Annotated in this window: 19 protein-coding genes; 2 read left to right on the forward strand and 17 right to left on the reverse strand. The window is 55.7% G+C overall.

The features are described from left to right. Positions 1-40: 40 nt before the first annotated feature. From tar to URZ40_RS08715, 6 genes are all read right to left on the reverse strand, one after another. Positions 41-1708, reverse strand: a complete 1668-nt coding sequence (tar, locus tag URZ40_RS08690; protein ID WP_316379494.1) for a methyl-accepting chemotaxis protein II — start codon at positions 1706-1708, stop codon at positions 41-43. Between the two features lie 84 nt (positions 1709-1792). Further along, positions 1793-2752, reverse strand: a complete 960-nt coding sequence (locus URZ40_RS08695) for a spore coat U domain-containing protein (RefSeq protein WP_316379493.1) — start codon at positions 2750-2752, stop codon at positions 1793-1795. After that, a complete protein-coding gene (locus tag URZ40_RS08700) occupies positions 2749-5133 on the reverse strand; it encodes a fimbria/pilus outer membrane usher protein (protein ID WP_320720345.1) in 2385 nt (794 codons plus the stop codon). The genes URZ40_RS08695 and URZ40_RS08700 overlap by 4 nt, the downstream gene beginning before the upstream one ends. Beyond that, positions 5109-5867 (reverse strand): molecular chaperone, encoded by a 759-nt coding sequence (locus URZ40_RS08705; protein ID WP_166711587.1) that lies wholly within the window; start codon positions 5865-5867, stop codon positions 5109-5111. Before URZ40_RS08705 ends, URZ40_RS08700 begins: the two co-directional genes overlap by 25 nt. Before the next feature lie 16 nt (positions 5868-5883). Then, positions 5884-6432: a spore coat U domain-containing protein gene (locus URZ40_RS08710; protein ID WP_320720347.1), complete on the reverse strand. Its 549-nt coding sequence runs from the start codon at positions 6430-6432 to the stop codon at positions 5884-5886. Between the two features lie 12 nt (positions 6433-6444). Further along, the gene (locus URZ40_RS08715) at positions 6445-7017 is read right to left on the reverse strand and encodes a spore coat protein U domain-containing protein (RefSeq protein WP_116339047.1); all 573 of its coding nucleotides are present in this window, start codon (positions 7015-7017) and stop codon (positions 6445-6447) included. 429 nt (positions 7018-7446) lie between these two features. Between URZ40_RS08715 and URZ40_RS08720 the strand changes: the two genes are divergently transcribed. Then, the gene (locus URZ40_RS08720) at positions 7447-8706 is read left to right on the forward strand and encodes a dicarboxylate/amino acid:cation symporter (protein ID WP_320720349.1); all 1260 of its coding nucleotides are present in this window, start codon (positions 7447-7449) and stop codon (positions 8704-8706) included. A 104-nt stretch (positions 8707-8810) separates the two neighbouring features. Here URZ40_RS08720 and cheW read toward each other — a convergent pair whose 3' ends face one another. From cheW to flhD, 6 genes are all read right to left on the reverse strand, one after another. Further along, positions 8811-9314, reverse strand: coding sequence for a chemotaxis protein CheW (gene cheW, locus URZ40_RS08725; protein ID WP_014884351.1), 504 nt, complete (start codon positions 9312-9314; stop codon positions 8811-8813). Between the two features lie 19 nt (positions 9315-9333). Continuing rightward, on the reverse strand, positions 9334-11367 hold the full coding sequence (gene cheA / locus URZ40_RS08730) for a chemotaxis protein CheA (protein ID WP_320720350.1): 2034 nt from the start codon (positions 11365-11367) through the stop codon (positions 9334-9336). 4 nt (positions 11368-11371) lie between these two features. Then, positions 11372-12301 carry a flagellar motor protein MotB gene (motB, locus tag URZ40_RS08735; protein ID WP_061097847.1) on the reverse strand — a complete coding sequence of 310 codons (930 nt, stop codon included), beginning with the start codon at positions 12299-12301 and terminating at the stop codon, positions 11372-11374. After that, the gene (gene motA, locus URZ40_RS08740; RefSeq protein ID WP_008500417.1) at positions 12298-13185 is read right to left on the reverse strand and encodes a flagellar motor stator protein MotA; all 888 of its coding nucleotides are present in this window, start codon (positions 13183-13185) and stop codon (positions 12298-12300) included. Before motA ends, motB begins: the two co-directional genes overlap by 4 nt. Before the next feature lie 123 nt (positions 13186-13308). Next, a complete protein-coding gene (gene flhC, locus URZ40_RS08745) occupies positions 13309-13887 on the reverse strand; it encodes a flagellar transcriptional regulator FlhC (protein ID WP_013096051.1) in 579 nt (192 codons plus the stop codon). 2 nt (positions 13888-13889) lie between these two features. Next, positions 13890-14240: a flagellar transcriptional regulator FlhD gene (flhD, locus tag URZ40_RS08750; RefSeq protein ID WP_028013654.1), complete on the reverse strand. Its 351-nt coding sequence runs from the start codon at positions 14238-14240 to the stop codon at positions 13890-13892. Positions 14241-15036: 796 nt separating this feature from the next. Between flhD and uspC the strand changes: the two genes are divergently transcribed. Beyond that, the gene (uspC, locus tag URZ40_RS08755; RefSeq protein WP_320720353.1) at positions 15037-15465 is read left to right on the forward strand and encodes a universal stress protein UspC; all 429 of its coding nucleotides are present in this window, start codon (positions 15037-15039) and stop codon (positions 15463-15465) included. 16 nt (positions 15466-15481) lie between these two features. Here uspC and otsA read toward each other — a convergent pair whose 3' ends face one another. From otsA to araF, 5 genes are all read right to left on the reverse strand, one after another. Further along, positions 15482-16906, reverse strand: a complete 1425-nt coding sequence (gene otsA, locus URZ40_RS08760) for an alpha,alpha-trehalose-phosphate synthase (protein WP_116339039.1) — start codon at positions 16904-16906, stop codon at positions 15482-15484. Beyond that, the gene (otsB, locus tag URZ40_RS08765; RefSeq protein ID WP_320720355.1) at positions 16881-17684 is read right to left on the reverse strand and encodes a trehalose-phosphatase; all 804 of its coding nucleotides are present in this window, start codon (positions 17682-17684) and stop codon (positions 16881-16883) included. The genes otsA and otsB overlap by 26 nt, the downstream gene beginning before the upstream one ends. 176 nt (positions 17685-17860) lie before the next feature. Continuing rightward, on the reverse strand, positions 17861-18841 hold the full coding sequence (gene araH / locus URZ40_RS08770) for an arabinose ABC transporter permease AraH (RefSeq protein WP_032644894.1): 981 nt from the start codon (positions 18839-18841) through the stop codon (positions 17861-17863). Between the two features lie 14 nt (positions 18842-18855). Beyond that, complete coding sequence (araG, locus tag URZ40_RS08775; protein WP_316379488.1) at positions 18856-20370, reverse strand: L-arabinose ABC transporter ATP-binding protein AraG; 1515 nt, start codon at positions 20368-20370, stop codon at positions 18856-18858. A 71-nt stretch (positions 20371-20441) separates the two neighbouring features. Beyond that, on the reverse strand, positions 20442-21431 hold the full coding sequence (gene araF, locus URZ40_RS08780) for an arabinose ABC transporter substrate-binding protein AraF (protein ID WP_008500409.1): 990 nt from the start codon (positions 21429-21431) through the stop codon (positions 20442-20444). Positions 21432-21906 lie beyond the last annotated feature (475 nt).

Below are 21906 nucleotides of genomic sequence, written 5' to 3' on the forward strand. Positions count from 1 at the left end.
GCTCCCATCAAGCGGCAAGCAGCCGCGGTCTAATTGTCAGTCAAAATGTTTCCCAGTTTTCATCTTGTCCGGCCGTTGCAGCACGCATGCGGGTGACCGCCGGGTCGGCGGCTGGCGCGCGGTACGTCGACTGCGAAGTGACCGTATTTCCAGCGAGTGAAGCGAGACGAAACGCCGAGACGGCCATCTTCAGACGGCTCGCCTGGTCTTCCAGGGCAGCGGCCGCCGCAGCGGACTCCTGCACCAGGGCGGCGTTTTGCTGTGTCACGCGATCCATTTCCGATACCGCCAGGGCAACCTGGTCGATACCACGACTCTGCTCATCGGACGCAGAGGCGATTTCACCCATGATGTCCGTTACGCGGGTAACGGCATTCACGATGTCATTCATGGTCTCCCCGGCGCTTTCCACCAGCACCGAGCCGGTATCCACGCGGGAGACGGAGTCTTCAATAAGGGCTTTGATCTCTTTCGCCGCGTTGGCGCTGCGGCTGGCCAGGTTGCGCACTTCCCCGGCCACCACGGCAAACCCGCGGCCCTGCTCGCCCGCGCGCGCCGCTTCCACGGCGGCGTTGAGCGCGAGGATGTTGGTCTGGAAGGCAATGCCGTCGATGACGCTGATAATGTCAGCGATTTTCTTCGAGCTGTCGGCGATTTCGTGCATGGTTTTCACCACGCCATCCACCACGCGACCGCCGCGCTGCGCCGTCTCGGAGGCGCTTTCCGCCAGCTGAGACGCCTGGCGAGCGTTATCGGCGTTCTGCTTCACAGTTGCCGTGAGCTGCTCCATGCTGGCGGCCGTCTCTTCCAGAGCAGAAGCCTGCTGCTCGGTACGGGATGAAAGGTCGTTATTGCCCATCGCGATTTCGCTGGTGCCGGTATAGATAGCCTCTGACCCGTTACGCACGTTGGCGACGGTCTCGATCAATGAACGCTGCATATGGTCGACGCTGTTGGCCAACTCGGTGATCTCATTGCGCCCGGACACGGTCAGCGTTTTAGTCAGGTCACCGCTGGCAATATTGCGGATATGGGCAATCACGCGACCGAGCGGGTTCAGCAGGATGTGGCGAATGCCGTACCAGACCGCGATCAGCACAATGACCAGCGCCAGCGCCAGCACCGCCATCTGCCATTTCGCAAAGCGGTAGTCATTCTGGCTTTCAGTAAAGGCCGAATGATACAAATCGCCGCTGGCCTTCGCGTATTCCCCCAGCGCCGCGCCGAGTGCGTTTTGCATCCCCTGCGTCGGCTGTGCGAAGTAGGCGTCCATGTTGCCACTCTCCAGGAACTGAATCAGCTCCGTCAGCCCGGCATAGTAGGCGTTATATTTTTCATCAATATTCTGGCTCACCTGCGCCATAGCGGGCTGCGGGGCGATCTGTTTGAAGGTGGCGTAGTGTTTTGCCGCATCGGCCAGCGTGGCCCGGGCATTTTTTAGCAGATCGGTTTTCGCGCTGCTCTGCTGATTGTTGGGATCCATCATCATGCGCGCGGACGAGCGGCTCAGGTTGATGCGCGTTTGCAGCATCAGATCCCACGTTGACGTAAGCTCGCTCTGCTGAAGGCGGAGATCGTTCGAGGCGGCGAAGCTGTCCTGGTTCTGTTTTAACGACGAGAAAAAAAGCCCGCCGGAGATAAGCTGAAGTAGTGCGAAAATGACCAGCACCATCATGAGCATTGTGACAACGCGGATACGGTTCAACATACAACACCTTCTCATAGATTTATTAACGGTGTTATCGGCACAGGCCACAGGAACTTTACATTTGCGAAAGGGAAAAGCGCGGGGTTAAAACGCGACGTCAACAATCAGCGTATCGGTGTAGGTGCCGGCGGGTGGCGTGGCCTGATTGGTCAGGACCTTAGCGATATAGTTGTAGGTTCGCAGCAACCCGTCGCTACTGACCTGGGACGACGTCGCGCTGGACCAGCGTTCGGCACCGCTGCCGCCCCAGCGGTTACCGCTGGCTTCTTTATAGATGTCGTAGCTCAGGGCGTTACTGCCGCTCACCATACGCCGCACGTTGTTCAGCGCGTTGGCACCATTATTAATGCCAATGGTGTAGGTGCTGCCTTTGGTACAGGTCACGGCAATAGCCTGCGAAACGGTGGGAAAACTTTGCACCAGCGGTGCGCTGTTAAAGTTCACGTCCGGCGTGGTCATGGCGCTGCAGTCGTTGGTGACGGTCATGTTAAGCAGAATACTGGTCGTTGCGGTTCCCGACTGGGGAGATGTACACAGGCTTCCAAGACCGACGGCGCAGACGTTGTAGTTGATGCTGAAGGTCAGCAGCACCTGATAAGGCCCGGCAGTCACGTTTTGTCCGGGGACGGTGCGAAAATAGAGCGGTATGTTGTACCGTTTTGACCCGAGTAGCCCCAGCAGTGTGTTCCCGCTCCAGGTATAGGCTTTGCTTATCTGCACCTCGCTGCTGCTCGCGCAGCCCGATAATCCGCACAGCCGGGTGGGGATCACGTCCGTGATGGCCGCGTTATCCGTGCGTTTCATGGTGGCGCGGCTGTTGCCCGATACCGACGCTGCGGTGTAGTTCAGGGTCACCGAGTCGTTGGTCAGCACATTGAGCACGGCGTCACACGCCACCACCAGCGTGCCGGTGGTTTCCACTTCCCCGTTTCCGCTCAACGCAAACGACGTGACGCTGCCAAACGACGCATTGACCGTACTGACGGTGCACGCCGCCCAGCCGCCGCCGGAGAAAAGCAACAGCAACAGCAGCAGGCGCGTCATGGCCCCTCCCGACAAACCAGCGGACCGTAGGTTTGCAGCTTGTGCTCCGGATTGGCCCCCACGGTCAGGGTCGCCGTGCAGCGTTTTCCGGCAGGGGTGATCACCTCAAGCGGGTTCACATCGCTGAGGTTCTCCAGCCACGCGATGCCGTCATACCCCACCACTGCATTGCTGCGCGAGGCACGTCGGACCTGGCTTCCCACCGGGATCGCCTGCCCCTGCGCATCGTGCAGAATGACGCTTGCCACCCGCTCCTGCTCCATCGGGAAGTCCACCAGATAACCGCTGTGACGGCGAATGGCGATCCGCCGCTCAGTCTCCTTCAGCCGGGTATCCGCCGGCAGATTCAGCGTATCGATCCGGTAGCTTGCCGGATAGTACGCCGACACTCCGCTGACCAGCAGGTAGCCGTTGTTATTCGTTTTGCCGACGGGCTGGTTCTCATAGCTGACGGGCACGTCCGGATGGCCGTCGGTGCTGATCACCACAAACGCATCGTTGATTTTGTTCGCCGCGAACAGCTCCCCGTCCATCAGGACAATGGCGCCCATCGCCTCACCCCACCAGGTCATCGTGTCCCTTTCGCCATAGCCGCCGCCCTGAAGTTCGATATTGTTATTGCGCCAGCCCAGCGTACCCTGCTGATAATCACTGGATTTTGACTGGTTGGCCCAGGCCATGTTCCAGCTAAACCCGCCGTCAGAAGGCATAGAGTGGTTGTAGTTAATGCGCTGCGAGCTGCCTGCATCCGGGGTGTTTTCGAAGGTGACGGCAGCGCTGTCGCGTTCCCCCAGCGGCACCTGCAGCGACAGCGCGACCGTCCAGTCCCCACGCTGCTGGTCCCGGCTGCCGGCCAGGTAAATGCTGCTCGCCCCCCAGAGATTGCGGCTCCAGGAGAGATTCAGCAGTTCCGTTTTCTGGCTGTCAAAGCTTTCCACGCCGATCCAGGCCGCGCCGATATTGCCGTACTGCCCCAGATTGAAGGTCAGAGAATACTGGTCCGTATTGCGGCTAAAGCTGGCGATGGGTCTGTCATTTTCGTCATATACCGTCGGTTGGTCATAGAGAGCGAGATTGCCAAAGCCGCGATCGCGACGGGTGTGCTGGGTCGCGACGCTAAACTCGCTGGTGCTGTACTGATAACCCCAGCTGATTTGCCCGCCGTCGTCCCCGCGCATGCGGCTTTGTGAGTAAGAGGAATTCACCACGCCAAACTGGCCGAGCTTAATCACCGTCCCCGCCCCGCCCAGCGCCAGCTCTTCTGCCCCTTCCGCGTGGCCCTCCAGCGTTAGCCAGTCCGTCATCCCGTAGCGATACGAGCCGCTGCCTGCCGCAGGGCCGTAGTCAAAATTCCTGATGCCGTAATTCCGGCGCAGGCTGCCGAGCGTCACGGCCCCGTCGCTCAGCCCTGTTTTAAGCAAATCACTGGTGACATAAAACGGGAGCGTGGTGCTCACCTGGCGTCCCAGCGCATCGGTGGTGACCAGCACCGCATCCCCCGCCCCGTTGATATAGGGCAGATTGGTCAGAGTGAAGGGGCCCGGCTGAAGCTGAGTTGAGCCGGACCGATAGCCGTTGATAAAGAGATCCACCGAGGTGGGGACCGCGGCCTCACCCGAAAATTCGGGCAGCGGCCATGTCACCAGGTCCGGGCGCAGGGAGAAATCGCGTCCGTAGCTGATACCGCCCATCCGCACGCTGGAGGTCCAGCTCAGGGCATCGCTGATAACGTCTCCGGCGCTCCAGGTGGTCGCGTCATCCTCATTCGTTATCAGCAGCGTGGTGTCATAGCGAACATACCCTTCCTGCTGACCGTCGTTTCCGGTGAAATTTTTCCGGGCGTACCCGGTGGTGGAAAACGAACCGTTCTCGTCGAAGTAGCGGAGTTCATGCCAGAGCGACGCCTGGCCGCCAGTGTGCTCCGTGTGGTTGGTGTAGAGATCGTAATTCAGCAGCGCGCCGCGCCCGTAGTGCGGTTTGGACTGCGCCGTTTGCGCGCTAAAGGGTGTCACCCGGGCGGAGATCCAGTCCCGGGGAAGGGTCAGCAGCAGGCGCTGCGCGGCGCTGTCGTACTCCACACGAACCTGGCTCAGTGAGGAGATATTCACCTCTCCGGCGGGCACATGCTCCGGGGGCAGCCCGGCGCGCAGCAAATCGGCGCTGGAAATAAAGAAAGCGCCGTTGCGCTGCGTCACGGAGACCACCAGACCGGTGTCATAGTGGTTGAGCACCAGGGCAAGCTGAAAGACCGCTTCATCATTTACCGCCTGTGCCTGGGGAGGCGGCGGCAAACTGTCGTCGCCGGGTTCGCCCCAGGCTGTGGTACTGACGCAAAGCAGCATCATCATTGCCGGCTTCAGTTGACGGGCGTCGACTGCCATTGTGCGTCCCTGGCATTAATCTGCGCGCTCATCCGGTCTGGCTGACGAACGCCAGCGGGTATCGGCCAGCTACGGGTGCTGCCCGGCAGGACGTATCCCAGTAATCCCTCCGCTACGGTGCGTTTTTGCCCCCCCTGCACCAGCGACACCTGGCTAAGCCTGACGTGCACATCCCCCTGATTACGCACCTGTAATGCAGGTTGTCCTCCCTCCTGCGTCACCCGCCAGCTCAGGTTTCGGGTCTCCACCAGCGCGTGATGCGCTCCCTCTTTCAGGGTCGGGATCCCCTGTCCGTAAACAAACAGCGGAATGGAGTAACGCATCTGTAATTTGAGACCGATGGCGGGTGCAGCTTTGGCGTCAGGCTGCGGGATTTCATCCACGATAATGCGGTACGCCTGTTCAACGCCCGCGGGAACTGCGCCCTGTTTAATAAGACGAATCAGCTGCTTATTGCCTTTCTGGATGGTGACAATGGGCGGGCTGGCGACCACGTCCTGCTGCGCGCTGTAGCGTTCGTATCCGCCCTCCTGCTTCCAGCGCACAATCCGCACCTGCATGGTCGTTGCGCTGTTCCCCTGGTTCTGGATCCATAACTCCGTGGCGTTAGCATCGGCGGCAAGCCAGGGATCGATGGGCCAGAGCAGAATGGTGGCCGCCGCCTGCGCCTGTCCGGCCGCCGCGACGCATGACAACACACCCGCCAGACACATATGCCTGATAATTGGCTTCATTGCCTCTCTCCCTTTATTACCATGACAAGGTCACGGTGAGCTGATCGGAATAGGTTCCTGCCGGGCTAAACCCGGTCAATAGCGCCACGCCAAAAAGGGGCAGCGCGATGTTATTACTGTTGGTATAGGTCACCGGTATCGCCTGGTTAACGCCGATTTCGCTGTTTGCGGCCAGCGAACTGCTGCTGTACAGCCGGTACGGGACCATTTCCGTCCCGTTCGTACGTTTCATTCGGCGAACGGATGAATAATTCTGACCGCCATTAATACTCATAGTCAGCGCCACGCCCGGGGTGCAGGCGATGGACAAGGCCCCGTTTGGTACAAAGCTGGTGCTCACCGGCGCACTTTCCACGCCGTTATGGGTGCCAAAATCCAGCGTACCGAGAAGCCCCCCGCTGCCGGTAGCCACTGCGCACCCCGGTACAATGGTCGCGCTGACCTTAAAGGATTGTGATGTCACCGCCCCCGCCGTGGGGAGCAGCAACAACCCGACGATCAGCGCGAAAAAAGGCTGCACGTGTCCCTCTGCGCTTTTGCGCAGACCTATAAAAGGTGCCTTCATGGCAGTGCAGATCTAATAGGTCACGCTGACGTTAATCGTGTCGGTATAGGTGCCCGGTACCACCGTAACGCTGTTACCGCCGCCGGTAATGCGTCCGTAGAGGGTGTAACTGTCAACGCCCCCCGCCGTGGACGCGATCGGCAACGCGGCGTTATTAGCTACCACCGTGTTGAATCCGCTGTCGCTGTACAGGCTGTAAGCCACCCCCTGCGCCGTATTGGTCGTGTTTACCAGATAGCGCGCGGGCGTTCCCGGCGAGCCGACAACGGTGCCAGGTGCCGTGGAGTTGGTGTTGCCGGTGATCGCCACCGAATAGCTGGCGGTCGTGCATTGAATGGTGAAGGTATTTCCGCCGCTGGCGCCGGTTAGCTGCGTGGTCAGGGTAGAAAACGTTGCGGGATGGGTGCCGAAATCAAGTATCCCGAAGTTAATGCCGCTTTGGGCGGGCGATCCGTTAATCAGACAACCGTTTGTTAGCGTCAGCGTGGCGCCAATGGTGCCGTTGCTGGTGACGGCCAGGGCCTGATGGGCCGTTGTCGCAGTCAGCAACGTGCCTGCGCAGATCAAAAGGAGTTTTCTTTTCATTTACCACCCTCCAGAAGACGTCTCTGTTCCCTTGCGACATTTTATTTTTAACGTTCAAGATGTTAGCCCCGCTAAACCTTCCTCTGAGGGGGTTATTGAGAATTTAGTTTACGGATATCGCTTCGACCACCCGACGTGGGGCAGGTAAAACCCATGCCCTGACAGGATCATTTGTATATATAAAACAATGAATTAAATAATAACAAAGGAATATTCCTGCACTTTGACTGAGGATATATCCATAAAAATGTGATTAGCGTCACAATATATCGTTCAGGCATTAACAACAAAATTAATAAAAATTAAAAAGGAGTTGTATCCCCCTACGCTTTGCGTCAATTTATGTGCCGAATAATTTCCCGCGCCGCAATAAAAAATTTATATGTATCGGCGCGGGCTACAACTGAAGCGCATAGAGGGTCTTTTTTCGTGGCAAGTGCAAACAAACTCACACTCTTCATCGTGATATTCATGCTGGCGGGTATTCTTTCAGGGGCGGCAATTCACGAGTACGCATCTGCGGATGCCATCAAAGCCTGGTCGGATAATATTACCCTTCTGACCGATATTTTCCTCCGTCTGATCAAAATGGTTATTGCGCCGCTGGTCTTCAGCACGCTTACCGTGGGCATTATGAAGCTGGGAGAAACCTCCACCATTGGCCGCGTGGGCGGCAAAGCGATGGTGTGGTTTATCAGCTCATCCGTGCTCTCCATTCTGGTCGGACTGTTTATCGTCACGCTGGAGCGTCCGGGAAGCGGTCTGAACCTGACGGTCCCAACCGAGGCGGTAGATACAGGCCTGGCCGTGGGCGGGATGACGCTGGAAGCGTTCCTGTCTCACACCATTCCAACCAGTATCGCAGGGGCGATGTCGAACAATGAGATCCTGCAGATTGTGGTGTTCTCGATGTTCTTCGGCATTGGTGGCGCGTCGCTGGGGCAGAAATTCAACGCGCCGCTGGTGGCCGCGCTGGATGTGGTTTCCCATATCATGCTGAAGGTAACGGGTTACGTGATGTACGTTGCGCCGCTGGCCATCTTTGCGGCGATCTCCTCCGTCATTGCCACGCAGGGTCTTGGCATCCTGTTAAACTACGCCTCCTTTATTGGCGGCTACTACGTTGCCATTCTTCTCACCTGCATGGTGCTGCTGGCCGTGGGTTACATGGTGCTTAAAAAAGAGGTATTTCGCCTGGTCAGCATGCTGAAAGATCCGGTACTGGTCGCATTCACTACCAGCAGTTCTGAAGCGGCCTATCCTAAAACGCTGGAGCAGCTGGAGCGCTTTGGCTGCTCGCGCAACATCGCCTCTTTCGTTCTGCCAATTGGCTACTCCTTCAACCTGGTGGGGTCGATGGTGTACTGCTCTTTCGCCTCGATGTTCATCGCTCAGGCGTACAACATTCACCTGAGTTTCTCTGAGGTGACGGTGCTGATGCTGACCCTGATGCTGGCGTCGAAAGGGATTGCGGGCGTACCGCGTTCTTCGCTGGTGGTGCTGGCAGCGACCATTCCGAGCTTTAATATTCCTGTGGCGGGGATCCTGCTGCTGATGGGAATCGACCACTTCCTGGATATGGGGCGTTCCGCGATTAACGTGCTGGGGAATGGTATTGCGACCGCGATGCTGTCGCAGAATGAAGGTGCGCGGGAAGCGGAAGCTGAGCTGGTAAAGCAGGAAGCGTAATGGCATGAAAAAGGGTGAGGCCTGATGCCCTCACCCCGGCCCTCTCCCACAAGGAGAGGGAGCAAACACAAAAAACGGCAACCCGGTTGCCGTTTTGCATTTACCTACGCTACATGATTCGCCGCGATATCCAGCAGCGCCATCTCTTCGCTGTTCAGCAGCTTCTCAATGTTCACCAGAATCAGCATACGCTCGCCGAGCGCGCCCAGACCGGTCAGGTATTCGGTCGACAGCGTGACCGCAAATTCCGGCGCAGGGCGGATTTGGTCAGACGTCAGGGAGAGGACGTCAGATACGCCATCCACCACGATACCCACCACGCGCTGCCCCAGGTTGAGGACGATCACCACGGTGTTGTCATTGTAGTCAACGTCGCCCTGGCTGAACTTCACGCGCAGATCGACGATTGGCACAATCACGCCGCGCAGGTTGGTGACGCCTTTAATAAACGCAGGCGTGTTCGCGATGCGGGTAACCTGGTCGTAACCGCGAATTTCCTGCACTTTCAGGATATCGATGCCGTACTCCTCATCGCCCAAAGTGAAGACCAGGAATTCCTGCCCTGATGGCTCGCCCGCCAGTTTCGTTACATTACTCATACCGGTCATGTTATTACCTTCTACTTAATCAGGCGGCTGTGTACGCCACACGTTGTTCACGATTTAATCCCTGAAGCGCCGACACGTCGACGATCAGCGCCACGCTACCATCCCCCAGAATGGTGGCAGCAGAAATACCCGGCACCTTGCGGTAGTTGCTTTCGAGGTTCTTCACCACCACCTGGTGCTGACCAATCAGCTGATCGACCAGCAGCGCGTAGCGGCGGCCCGCGCTTTGCAGGATCACCACGATACCCTGCGTGGCCTCGGTCTTCGCCCCGTCCACTTCGAACACTTTCCACAGCTCGACCAGCGGCAGGTACTCACCGCGCACCTCAAGCACGCGCTCGCCGCCCGCCAGCGGATGCAGATCTTCCTCACGCGGCTGCAGGGATTCCATCACCGCATTCAGCGGCAGAATGAAAACTTCGTCCGCCACTTTCACCGACATACCGTCGAGGATCGCCAGCGTCAGCGGCAGCAGAATACGGATGGTGGTGCCGGAACCCTGTTTAGACTGGATCTCAACGTGGCCGCCCATCTCCTGGATGTTACGCTTCACCACGTCCATGCCGACGCCGCGCCCGGAAACGTCCGTCACCTGCTCGGCGGTCGAGAAGCCCGGCGCGAAGATGAGCATACCCACCTCTTCGTCGGTCATGTTTTCATTCACCGCCATCCCCTGCGAAATGGCCTTCGCCAGGATGCGCTCGCGGTTAAGACCGGCGCCGTCGTCGGTCACTTCGATGCAGATGTTCCCGCCCTGATGTTCCGCTGAGAGGATCAGGTTCCCGACCGGGGATTTCCCGGCGGCAATGCGGTTTTCCGGCAGTTCGATACCGTGGTCCAGGCTGTTACGCACCAGGTGCGTTAACGGGTCGATGATGCGCTCGATCAGGCTCTTATCCAGCTCCGTTGAGCTGCCCATCAGGGTCAGTTCAATCTGCTTATTCAGCTTGCTGGCGAGGTCGCGCACCAGGCGCGGGAAGCGGCTGAAGACATATTCCATCGGCATCATGCGGATGGACATGACCGATTCCTGCAGATCGCGGGCGTTACGCTGCAGCTGGCCCATGCTGGTGATCAGATCGCCATGCGTGACCGGGTCCAGCTCATTGGAGCGCTGCGCCAGCATGGACTGGGTGATCACCAGTTCGCCAACCAGGTTAATCAGCTGATCGACCTTCTCAACGGCAACGCGAATGCTGGTGGACTCGCTGGAGCGCGCGGCCGGTTTTTCAGCGCGGCCAGGTGCTGCGGTCTCTTTTGGCACAGCCTTCAGCGCCGGTGCCGCAGACGCAACAGCCGGTGCTGCAACCTGGGCAACGACGGCAACCTCTTCTGCTGCAGCCGGCGCTTCTGCCGCGGGGGTTTCCGTTTCGAAAGCAATCTGGTCGGCTTCAATCACAAAGCACAGCACCGCCACGATATCGTCCTGACTGATACCGTCATCGAGGGTCGCCGCGAGGCTGTCTTTGCCTTTCACCACATTGCTTAACTTCGCCAGGTTGCCCAGCTCTTCTTCCAGCAGGTTAACTTCGCTCTCTTTCAGGCGTGACAGCACAACGCGCAGTTTGCCCGCTTGCGCAGCGGGCGAGGCCTCTTCAGCAGCAACCGCATCAACAACGCTCAGTTTTGCCGCAGGGACAACGGCTGCAGCGACCTCACCTTTTGCTTCCAGGGCGAGCTGGCGCAGCGCATTGCAGATGTATTCAAAGCTGGCGGCATCAGGCTCTGCCGAACTTTTATAGGCGTCGAGCTGTTCCTGCATAATATCTTTGGTTTCCAAAAACAGGTTGATAATGTCGGTATTGAGCTGCATCTCACCGCGTCGTGCTTCATCGAGCAGGTTTTCCATTAAATGGGTCGTTTCCTGCAGGATGGTAAATCCAAACGTTCCGGCTCCGCCTTTAATGGAATGCGCCGCGCGGAAGATGGCATTGAGCTGCTCGGAGTCCGGTGCTTCGGGCACCAGATCGAGCAAATGTTGCTCCATATCCGCCAACAATTCGTCGGCTTCATCAAAGAATGTCTGGTAAAAATCGCTAATATCCATGCTCACGCTATCACCTCGGATTGGCTGGTGGCGATGTTGGAACGGCAGCCGCAGGGACGGCCCCAGGCTGTTTTAAATCGTCCAGTGACTCATTCTGACTTTCGGCGTTTTCATGCAGGATGGCCTGCTCCGCCTGCTGGTTCAGCACTAAAAGACTGATACGACGGTTGATGGCGTCATCCGGCCCGCGGTCGGAGACGCGCATGGTTGCTGCCATGCCGACCACGCGCAGTACCTTGCCATCATCAAGCCCACCTGCCACCAGCTCGCGACGCGAGGCGTTGGCACGATCGGCAGAAAGCTCCCAGTTGCTGTATCCCTTCTCCCCACTGGCGTACGGGAAATCATCCGTGTGGCCCGACAGGCTGATTCGGTTAGGAATACCGTTCAGCACCGGGGCAATAGCGCGCAGAATATCGCGCATGTAAGGTTCAACTTCCGCACTCCCGGTTTTAAACATCGGGCGGTTCTGGCTGTCGATAATCTGAATGCGCAACCCTTCCTGGACCAGATCGATTTTCAGGTGCGGACGCAGCGCGCGCAGTTTGGGATCCGCTTCAATCAGCTGATCGAGATCGCCACGCAGCTTTTTCAGGCGCGCCTGCTCCATCTTTCGTTTCAGCTCGTCGATGTTCGGCTCTTTTTTCACCTCACCCTTCTGCTGGGTGTAATCATCGCCGCCGCCAGGAATGGGGCTTTCGCTGTTAGAGATACGCTGCCCACCGGTCACTGCCGTCGCCAGCGGGGTACGGAAATATTCAGCAATCTGGATAAGCTCCTTCGGGCTGGAGATGGAGATCAGCCACATCACCAGAAAGAACGCCATCATTGCGGTCATAAAGTCGGCGTACGCGATTTTCCAGGAGCCGTGGGAACCATGTCCGCCGCCCTTGTGCTTGCGTTTTTTTACGATGACGATCGGATGGGACTGGTTTTTCATGCGTCCTCAGTTGTCGTCTGTTGGTTTGGGTTTTTCACCGCGCGCACGTGTTCTTCAAGCTCGATAAACGACGGACGCTCGCTGGAGTAAAGCGTTTTACGGCCAAATTCAACCGCGATCGGTGGCGCGTAACCGTTGAGGTTAGAGAGCAGCGTGATCTTCACGCACTGCATCATTTTGGTGGTTTCCGCGCTCTTCTGGCGCAGCACGCTTGCCAGCGGAGAGATAAAACCGTAAGCCAGCAAAATACCGAGGAAGGTACCCACCATCGCATGGGCAATCAGCGCGCCCAGTTCGGCCGCCGGGCGATCCGCTGAGGCCAGGGCGTGTACTACCCCCATGACCGCCGCCACGATACCAAACGCCGGAAGGGAGTCGCCCACCAGCGCCAGGCTGTTGGCCGGCACTTCTGATTCGCTTTCGTGGGTTTCGATCTCTTCGTCCATCAGCGCTTCGATTTCGAAGGTGTTCATATTGCCGCTGATGATGAGTCGGAGATAGTCGACGATGAAATCCAGCATCATGGCGTCCGCCAGAATGCGCGGATAGCTGGCAAAAATCTCGCTCTCTTTCGGGTTTTCAATATCCCGTTCGAGCGAGAACATTCCCTGCTGTCGCGACTTCGCCATCAGGCGATAGAGCAGCGCCAGCAGATCCATATACATGCTTTTGGTGTATTTCGAGCGACGGAACAGCAATGGAATTGCTTTCAACGTGCCCTTGATCGATTTACCGTTGTTACCAACGATAAAAGCCCCTACCCCTGCGCCGCCGATGATAATAAGTTCAGCCGGTTGATAGAGTGCTCCAAGGTGCCCGCCGGTCATCATGTAACCGCCGAAAACTGTACCGAGAACTACCAGGTAACCTAATAAGATAAGCACGACATCATCCTTCCGCTAGTGACTATGGCAAGGACGTCCAGTTCGCAGCGTTTACCGTTTGCGGGGTAAAAAAAAGCAGCGGTAATTGCTTACCGCTGCTGGAATCTTGCCCACACGTTCGGGTTAAACAGCTTGTTCGATCTGTTCATCCAGCAGTTGTGGAATAATATCGGCAGCATCCCGGGAAAGTTTACGTCTTTTTACTGCGCGGGATGGCGGCTGACATAAACTACAGGCGAAGCTGCCTGCAGGCTGATGAGCATGGGTAATAAAATTGCCATCGCAGCAATTGCAGCGCGACAGTTCAAGCATTCCGCTCTCAACAAAACGCACCAGCGTCCATGCGCGGGTCAGCGCCAGCAGAGGGCCTTCTTCCTGCTGTGGGCATTGTTCAAGGTAAAGTTTGTACGCTTTGATCACGGCGTCTACGCCGCTACACAAACCGGTTTTGAGAAGATACTGCCAGGCATTACAGAACATGGAGGCGTGTATATTCTGCTCCCAGGTCATAAACCAGTCCGTAGAAAACGGCAGCATGCCTTTCGGCGGGGGACTACCACGTAACTCTTTATACAGTTTGATGAGGCGACCACGGCTCAGCTGAGTCTCGCTTTCCAGCATTTGTAAACGAGCACCCAGCGTAATCAGCTCCATGGCCAGCTGTATGTCACGCGCTTCCTGAACAATGCTTTTTTCGCTCATTGCTAGGCCCTTTTCTTACGGGCTGCGTCATCAGGCTGGCTGATGTCGCTAAGCAAGCGAGTGGAGAGCAGAATACCGGTATGGATCTGTTGGAGATCGTCAACGCGGGATTCCTGCGTCAGACGCGTTATCGTCTGCGGATTATCAAAACGGAACTGGCACACCAGTTGATTCGTTTCCGCCAGTTTTACCATCTGTGGGAGGGTTAACCCACCCAGCATGGTTGCCATTTCTTCGTTAATACCCAGACGAAACATCGCGGACGCTTTGTCCTGACTAATTAAACGCTGCGCGAGCAGTAAATATGACAAATTGATGTCATAGATATGTTTTAGCAACTCGGATGTATGCATTGTTCCCATCCCGAATAACCAACTATTATTTTTATGCGGAAAGACCGCACCCCGTGATGTCGCCGGGAAATCACCCGGTATAAAAAAGAAAAGGCTAAATGCATAGTTGAATCTAGGTTTGTATTCATCGAAACGCGCAAGGGATGCAACAGGGTTACATCTCTGACACGGTTTATCATTTCTTACAAATAACTAAGATTTTTCCTAATTCGACGCAAACTCTACTCGTCAGATTTGCCACATACAATGCAGGCACCCTCAAATTTAAAAAAAATGTGATCCACGTCACATAATTTAAGCGAATACACCCCATAAATCCATCAGTATGACTTCTAATTTGCTCATTTTTTACTCAATCAGCACTGTTTTGTATTCTTAATCGACGAATACTCATGCATAAGCGTGAGCAAAAGTGGCATGCAACGTGCTTTTACCATTACGTGCAGCATCAGCAATCGTTTACATCCCATATGTTTCAGGGACACATTTTGATTACCTCGATAAAACATATAGTTATGCATAGCGGCCAAAAAAAATGTTTCTACGCGTAATCATTTGAAATGCGTTTATAACTTGTTAAAACCATTTGATAGCGAAAGCGCAGATTTGTGTGACTTACGTTAAGTTGTTAATTTTTTTCATTTAGGCTCGTTTTTTAGTTATTCTTCTTATAAGAATAATTAATGAATAATTATGATTAGCTTCACACTAATGTCGTATTCAACTCTTGCGGAACCAGGAAATTCGCGGTAATGGTGATGTAACGCTGCCTGTCAGACATCTTAAGGAGTGCGCCATGAGTTACTCCCATCTTCTTGTTTCTGTTGCTGTTTCCCCCGAAAGCCACCAGCTTGTCGCCCGGGCCGTTTCGATCGCCAGACCCCATAATGCGCGCATCAGCCTCATCACCCTTGAGGCCGAACCCGAGATGTACAATCAGCTGGCGGCCCCCATGCTGGAAGATATTCGTGAGGTATTGCAGGAAGAAACACAGCAGTTTCTGCGAGAGCTTGTCGAAAAAGCAAATTACCCTGTACATGAAACCGTTATTGCGACGGGGGAATTGAATGCCCATATTCTTGATATGTGCCGCAAGCAGAATATTGATTTAGTGATTTGTGGGAACCATAACCACAGCTTTATATCGCGGGCTACCTGTGCGGCAAAATCTATTATCGCCTCAAGCGAGGTAGACGTGCTGTTAGTACCGCTTGGGGGGGCTTAACCCCCCCAGAGGAAAATCAGGCGAGTTTAGGGAAAGTCGCGATCTTTTTTTGCAGATCGCCTTCATGACTTTGCGGGGTTATTTCGCGTAGATCCTCAATAAAACGCGCCTGCCAGTGATTAATATCGTTTTTACGGATCGTCTCCATCATTTCGGCATGGCGGGAAATTCGCTCCGTCAGCGGCATTGTCAGGGCGCGGTTGAGGGCGTTAGCCACATCATCCCGATCGTAAGGGTTTACGAGCAGCGCAGAGGTCAGTTCGTTCGCAGCCCCGGCAAACTGGGAAAGCACCAGCACGCCCGGATCCGCAGGGTCCTGAGCCGCCACATACTCTTTTGCCACCAGGTTCATCCCGTCACGCAGCGGCGTGACCAGCCCCACGTCCGCGTAGCGGAAGACCTTCATCAGGATCTTACGGTCAAAATGCTGATTCAGATAAAAGAGCGGCGTCCAGCCCAGCTGGCCGTAGCGCCCGTTGATGCGCCCCGCTTCTGTCTCCAGTTGATGACGGATATCCTGGTAGGCCTGGACTTCCCCGCGCGACGTTGGCGCTATCTGGGTATAGCGGATTTTACCGTGGTGTTGGGGGTATTTATCCAGCAGCGTTTCATAGGCCAGGAAGCGTTCCGGCAGCCCTTTGGAATAATCCAGACGCTCTACCGAGAAGATATTCTTCACATGCTTGAGTTCATTCTTAAGCTGCGCCAGCTTCGGCGGCAGCGGGCCGGAAGCCTGTTCCGCAATTTCGTCGGGTTCAATCCCTATTGGATACACTTCGGTATGGAAGGTTTTCCCCCACGCCGTATGGCTTTTACCGCCCCTGGTGACCAGACGCGCTTTGCCTGATACGGAGTCCAGAAACGCGAGACGGTCATTTTCGGTCTGGAAGCCCAGCAGGTCATAATCACACAGCGCCTCCAGCAGCTCTTCATGCGGCGGCAGCGCGGTGAAAATCTCCGGCGTCGGGAAAGGAATATGCAGGAAGAAGCCAATCCGGTTATTGACTCCCCTTTTACGCAGCTCCCGGGCGAAGGGCAGCAGGTGGTAATCGTGGATCCATAAAATATCGTCTTCTTCTATTAAAGGCAGCAGTTTATCCGCCAGCAGTGCATTTACGCGCGAATAGCCCTCGAAGGACTCACGCTGGAATTTCACCAGGTCAAGACGATAGTGAAACGCAGGCCACAGGACGGCGTTGGAGAACTGCGAGTAATACTCGTCATAGTCTTTCTCCTTTAACGCAAATGATGCCCACGTAATGTTCCCGCGCGTCACCTTTTTAAGCGGTTTCTCTTGTTCATTGATTTCACCACTCCAGCCAAACCACAGCCCGCCAGCGGCTTTTAAGGCACCTAATACCCCTACCGCCAGGCCACCTGCACTGGCTTTTTTATCATCAGGCGGTGCAATTCGGTTAGAGACGACGACTAAGCGACCCATAATGGTTTCCCCCTTTGTTTTGCGCTATTTGTTGTTGTTGCTGGTTAGCGATATCAGAAATCCACTGCCAGACGCTGGCGACATTCGCCAGACGCCATTCAGCGACAGTGTCACCAGGCCCCACCTTAACGGCGATCCCTCCGGCCTGTTTCACCACGCGAAACCCGGCCTCATCGGTCAGGTCATCGCCAAAAAATACCGGTGTACGTCCCTTAAATGGCGGTTCCGCCATAAACGCCGCAATAGCAGCGCCCTTATTAATGCCCTCAGGTTTTATCTCAACGACGCATTTCCCCGGCTGCAGCGCAAGCTGCGGGTGTGCCTCGGCCACGCTGCGGGCAATCGCAAAGATCGCCGCTTCGTGATGCGGAGCCTGCCGATAGTGCAAGGCGAACGCCATGCCTTTCGCTTCCAGTTCCGTGCCCGGGAGCGATGCCAGCGCCAGGGAGAGTTCAGTCTGTAACGCCTGAATTAAGGTATCGGGGAGTGATACAACATGCAGTTGATCATGGATATCGCGGCGCTCCGCTCCGTGTACACCGGCTAGCGGAAAGTGGTAAGGACTGGCGAGCACGTCCAGCTCGGCCATTGAGCGCCCTGAAATCAATGCCAATGCGCCCTCGTTCAGTCGAGAGAGCTGCTGCAAATTCTCTAACACCGTATCCGGTACGACCACGTCGTCAGGATGCGGCTGGATCCCGGCGAGCGTCCCGTCGAGGTCAAAAAAGAAAGCATATTTTCCGGGCAGTACAGGCGGTGCGGTTAACAAGTCAGCCACCCTAATCCTCCTTACGGTTTACGAGAGGTAAACGCCTTTACCTCTTTCATAGCCATGTAAGTATAGACAGTGTGATGGGCCTCGCCATTTGACAACCGCCCCGCCAGCAAAACTGGCGAGGCGGTTCAGGGGTCAACTATGGTTATTAGTTGAGCAATAAAAAGTCAGCGCTGGAGTTACACGGTACGCTTCGCTTTTTGCTTGTAACGGTCGAAAATCACGGCTGCCAGCAGGATCAGGCCCCGCACGACGTACTGAGAGAACGGCGAAATATTCAGCAGGTTCATGGCGTTCTCCACCGTGCCCAAAATCAGGATACCGGCCACCACATATGAGATTTTTCCGATGCCCCCCTTGAGGGAAACGCCCCCTAAAACGCAGGCTGAGATGACGATCAGCTCATAACCGATAGAGGTCATAGGCTGTCCGCTGGTCATACGCGAGGCCAGAATAATCCCGGCAGCGGCGGAGACCAGCCCCGAGAGCACAAAGATAATAATCTTGGTTCGTACGACCGGCACCCCTGCCAGACGCGCCGCTTCTTCATTACCGCCGATCGCCAGCGTGTTACGGCCAAAGGTGGTGCGGTTCAGCAGGAAGCCGAACAGGATCAGGCAGGCCACGGTGAGCCAGATAGGCGCCGGCAGGCCCAGCCAGTTAGCATAGCCCAGCGTAAAGAAGCGCTCGTCTTCAATCCCCACCGCTTTGCCGTCGGAGATGATATAGGCCAGACCGCGCACTATCTGCATCGTCGCAAGCGTGGTGATCAGGGCGTTAATCTTCAGGCGTGCGATAACAAAACCGTTCACCAGACCGCTGATGACGCCGAGCAACAGACCGGCAAAAACGCCAATCCACAGGCTTTCCGTCATGTTGATCACCACCGCCGTGGTGACGCCCGCACAGGCGATAACCGAGGCTACCGACAGGTCGAAATCACCGGAGGCCAGACAGAAGAGCATGCCGCAGGCCACCATGCCGGACATGGAAATAGCCAGCCCCAGCCCTTTCATATTAATGAAGGTGGCAAAATTAGGCACGAAGATCGCACAGGCGATGAAGAGTGCGGCAAAGACCACCAGCATGCCGTACTGATCCCAGATACGGCCAAAACTGAATGCCGACTTCGGCGCTCCGGATGTAGTAACAGAGGACATCATTAACTCCTTACTCAGGCGACTGCCTGACTGACTTTAGGCATGGCGAGGTTCAACGCCTGTTGTTCATTCGCCTGTTCATGAAGTAATTCACCGGCGATTTCACCTTCCCGCATCACCACAATGCGGTCGGCAACGCCAAGCACCTCAGGCAGATCGCTGGAGGCGAACAGCACCGCCACGCCGCGTTTTGCCAGTTCATAGATCACGTTGTAAATCTCGTGTTTTGCGCCCACATCAATACCGCGCGTCGGCTCGTCCAGCAAAATGACCTTCATATCTTCCGACAGCCAGCGGCCCAAAATGGCCTTCTGCTGGTTCCCTCCTGAGAGATTCATAATCAGCTGTTCCGGGCCGGGGGTTTTGATGTTCAGCGAGCGGATATGGTGGTCGGCGTTGCTCGACTCCCAGCCGTCGTTTATCAGGCAGCCCGCGCGGATAAACTTACGGCGGGCAGAAATGTTGATGTTGTCGCGCACCGAATGCACTGGAATGATCCCCTCCGCCTTGCGGTCTTCCGGGCAGAGCATCATTCCGGCCCTGATTGCATGGGCAGGTTTCTGAATATCCACCGGCTCGCCGTCAATGGAGACCTGGCCTGCGGTAATGCGGGTACCGCCGAACAGTCCTTTCATCAGCTCGCTGCGCCCGGCCCCCACCAGACCAAACAGCCCGACGATCTCACCGCTGCGAACGGATAACGAAACCGGCGTTCGCACGCCCGGCGCTTTGACGTTGTCCAGGCGCAGGCGTTCAGGACCGTACTCGCGCGGTTTCCAGTGATAGATATCGCCCAGATCGCGCCCGACCATCGCCTGAACAAGCTGGTCATGGTTAACCTGCTGCATATCGGTAAAGGTGCGCACATAGCGCCCATCTTTAAATACGGTGATGGCATCGCTCAGGGCAAAAATCTCCTCCATGCGGTGCGAGACATACAAAATGGTGCGGCCTTCCTGACGCAGCTCGCGGATCACGCGGAACAGGTTTTCGATTTCACGCGCGGAGAGCGAACTGGTGGGTTCATCAAAGGCAATAATTCTGGCGTTACGCGCCAGCGCCTTGGCAATTTCAACCATCTGCCACTGGCCGATGGAGAGGTATTTCAGTGGCGTCTGGGGATCGACGTCCAGACCCAGGTGTTTAAGCTGCAGCCCCGCTTCATAATTAAGTAGCGAACGATTCACCACGCCGCTTTTGTGCGGAAGCTGCCCTAAATAGATGTTTTCAGCCACGGTCATCTCAGGGATGAGGTGCAATTCCTGATAGATAATGGCGACACCAGTGTTGAGCGCCGCCGTGGTATCGGCGAAGGCCACCTCTTCACCGCGAATGGCCAGCGTGCCGGTTGTTGGCGCGTAGTTGCCGCTGAGGATTTTTAGCAGCGTGGATTTCCCCGCTCCGTTTTCCCCCATCAGGGCATGAACCTGGCCGGCATAGCAGTCGAAGCTGATATCGGTCAGCGCGTTAACACCGGGAAACGTTTTCCCGATGCCGCGAAAAGAGAGATACGGATTAGACTGTTGCATAACGACTCCGTGATTCCTGTAGTGTGTACGTCTGGCCCCTTACGGCGAGTAAGGGGCACAATCACAGCGTATTACTTACCGCCCAGTCCTTTTTTCGCCAGTTCCTCTTTGAAGTTGTCGCGGGTAATCAGCACCACGTCGGTCACTTCTGTAAATTTCGGCGGTTCTGCCCCTTTGGTTACCCAGTTGTAGAGCATTTCGCTGGATTTGTAGCCATGGACGTCCGGGCTTGGCAGCAGAGAGCCGTAGAAGCCAGTGGCCTGCGCTTTGGACAGCTCGCTCACCGCATCCACGCCGTTGATGCCGATCCCAATGACGTCTGGCGCTTTGAAGCCCTGGCCTTCCGTCGCGCGCACGCCGCCCAAGACGGTGTTGTCGTTCATGCCGACCACCAGCCAGTGTTTCACTTCCGGGTGCTGGACCAGCATGGAGTTCGCGGCATCAAAGGCACCCGGGATGTCGTTAGATTTGGTAGGCACTTTGTAGATCTGTTTTTCCGGGAAGCCGGCCGCTTTCAACGCGTCCATTGAACCGGTCGTACGGCGACGCGCCGTGTCCAGCTCGTCCGCGGTGATAGCCATGACGGCGGTCTCTTTCACATCCCAGCCGCGTTTCTGCATCTCCTTATAAAGTTCCTGCCCCTGACGTTCACCGATTTTGGTCGCCGCCATCATGACCAGTGGAACGCTGTCCATGGGTTTGCCTTTGGCGTTAACGAACTGATCGTCAACCGCAATAACCTTCATGTCGTAACCGCGGGCTTTTGCCGCAATTGCTGACCCCAGTTTGGGATCCGGGGTGCAGATAACAAAGCCTTTCGCGCCGCTGGCCGCCAGGCTGTCGATGGCGTTCAGTGTTTTCTCACCGTCCGGCACGGCGATTTTAATCACCTCAAAACCTAAATCTTTTCCGGCTTTATCAGCGAATTTCCACTCGGTCTGGAACCAGGGTTCTTCCGGCTGTTTTACCAAAAAACCGAGTTTTAAATTCTCAGCGATAGCGGATTGTGACATAACGGCAGCCAGACCGATGGCCGCCAGCGCTTTAGTAAATTTGTGCATGGTAAACTCCAGCTTTAGCATTCTTTTCTGTAGGGAAGATTTGCGTGCTTCTTATTTAATCGGACTTAAAACAAGGCATTAGCGCTTACCTCGTCATAAGCGTTATTGCTGGTGATAGTTTTAGCGGGAAATTAATCATCCATAAGAGAGCCCCATCACACCGCAGAATTACAGTAATTGCGTACATAAATTCAGCGAAAAATGACATAAAAATGGCAGGAATTGTCAGACAAATGAAAGGGAGGTGAGCAGAATAATCCATAAGATTAGCTAAGAAATCCCTGATGCCTTACGGGGGTGACGCTGCGGCTATCGCCTGACGAGGGAACCATGCTTTTTATCAAAAAAGCGAAAGAGGCATAAAAAGGCGTTATTCCTTAAAAATTGATTTAGCGCAAATTTAGTAACGCATCATATATTTGAAATGAATAATCTGTATTTATTTTTTTTACAGAGCATTATTCCGGTTAAATAT

Origin of the sequence: Enterobacter sp. 296B2, from assembly GCF_034106185.1 — a bacterium.
Taxonomy (GTDB): Bacteria; Pseudomonadota; Gammaproteobacteria; order Enterobacterales; family Enterobacteriaceae; genus Enterobacter; species Enterobacter cloacae_N.

What these genes read in the sequence shown, in the direction of transcription:
- motB (WP_061097847.1), bottom strand. Translation starts at nt 12,301, where the DNA reads ATGAAAAACCAGTCCCATCCGATCGTCATCGTAAAAAAACGCAAGCAC.
- URZ40_RS08715 (WP_116339047.1), bottom strand. Translation starts at nt 7,017, where the DNA reads ATGAAAAGAAAACTCCTTTTGATCTGCGCAGGCACGTTGCTGACTGCG.
- URZ40_RS08710 (WP_320720347.1), bottom strand. Translation starts at nt 6,432, where the DNA reads ATGAAGGCACCTTTTATAGGTCTGCGCAAAAGCGCAGAGGGACACGTG.
- cheW (WP_014884351.1), bottom strand. Translation starts at nt 9,314, where the DNA reads ATGACCGGTATGAGTAATGTAACGAAACTGGCGGGCGAGCCATCAGGG.
- araG (WP_316379488.1), bottom strand. Translation starts at nt 20,370, where the DNA reads ATGCAACAGTCTAATCCGTATCTCTCTTTTCGCGGCATCGGGAAAACG.
- flhC (WP_013096051.1), bottom strand. Translation starts at nt 13,887, where the DNA reads ATGAGCGAAAAAAGCATTGTTCAGGAAGCGCGTGACATACAGCTGGCC.
- uspC (WP_320720353.1), top strand. Translation starts at nt 15,037, where the DNA reads ATGAGTTACTCCCATCTTCTTGTTTCTGTTGCTGTTTCCCCCGAAAGC.
- tar (WP_316379494.1), bottom strand. Translation starts at nt 1,708, where the DNA reads ATGTTGAACCGTATCCGCGTTGTCACAATGCTCATGATGGTGCTGGTC.
- araH (WP_032644894.1), bottom strand. Translation starts at nt 18,841, where the DNA reads ATGTCCTCTGTTACTACATCCGGAGCGCCGAAGTCGGCATTCAGTTTT.
- flhD (WP_028013654.1), bottom strand. Translation starts at nt 14,240, where the DNA reads ATGCATACATCCGAGTTGCTAAAACATATCTATGACATCAATTTGTCA.
- URZ40_RS08695 (WP_316379493.1), bottom strand. Translation starts at nt 2,752, where the DNA reads ATGACGCGCCTGCTGCTGTTGCTGTTGCTTTTCTCCGGCGGCGGCTGG.
- URZ40_RS08705 (WP_166711587.1), bottom strand. Translation starts at nt 5,867, where the DNA reads ATGAAGCCAATTATCAGGCATATGTGTCTGGCGGGTGTGTTGTCATGC.
- araF (WP_008500409.1), bottom strand. Translation starts at nt 21,431, where the DNA reads ATGCACAAATTTACTAAAGCGCTGGCGGCCATCGGTCTGGCTGCCGTT.
- URZ40_RS08700 (WP_320720345.1), bottom strand. Translation starts at nt 5,133, where the DNA reads ATGGCAGTCGACGCCCGTCAACTGAAGCCGGCAATGATGATGCTGCTT.
- otsA (WP_116339039.1), bottom strand. Translation starts at nt 16,906, where the DNA reads ATGGGTCGCTTAGTCGTCGTCTCTAACCGAATTGCACCGCCTGATGAT.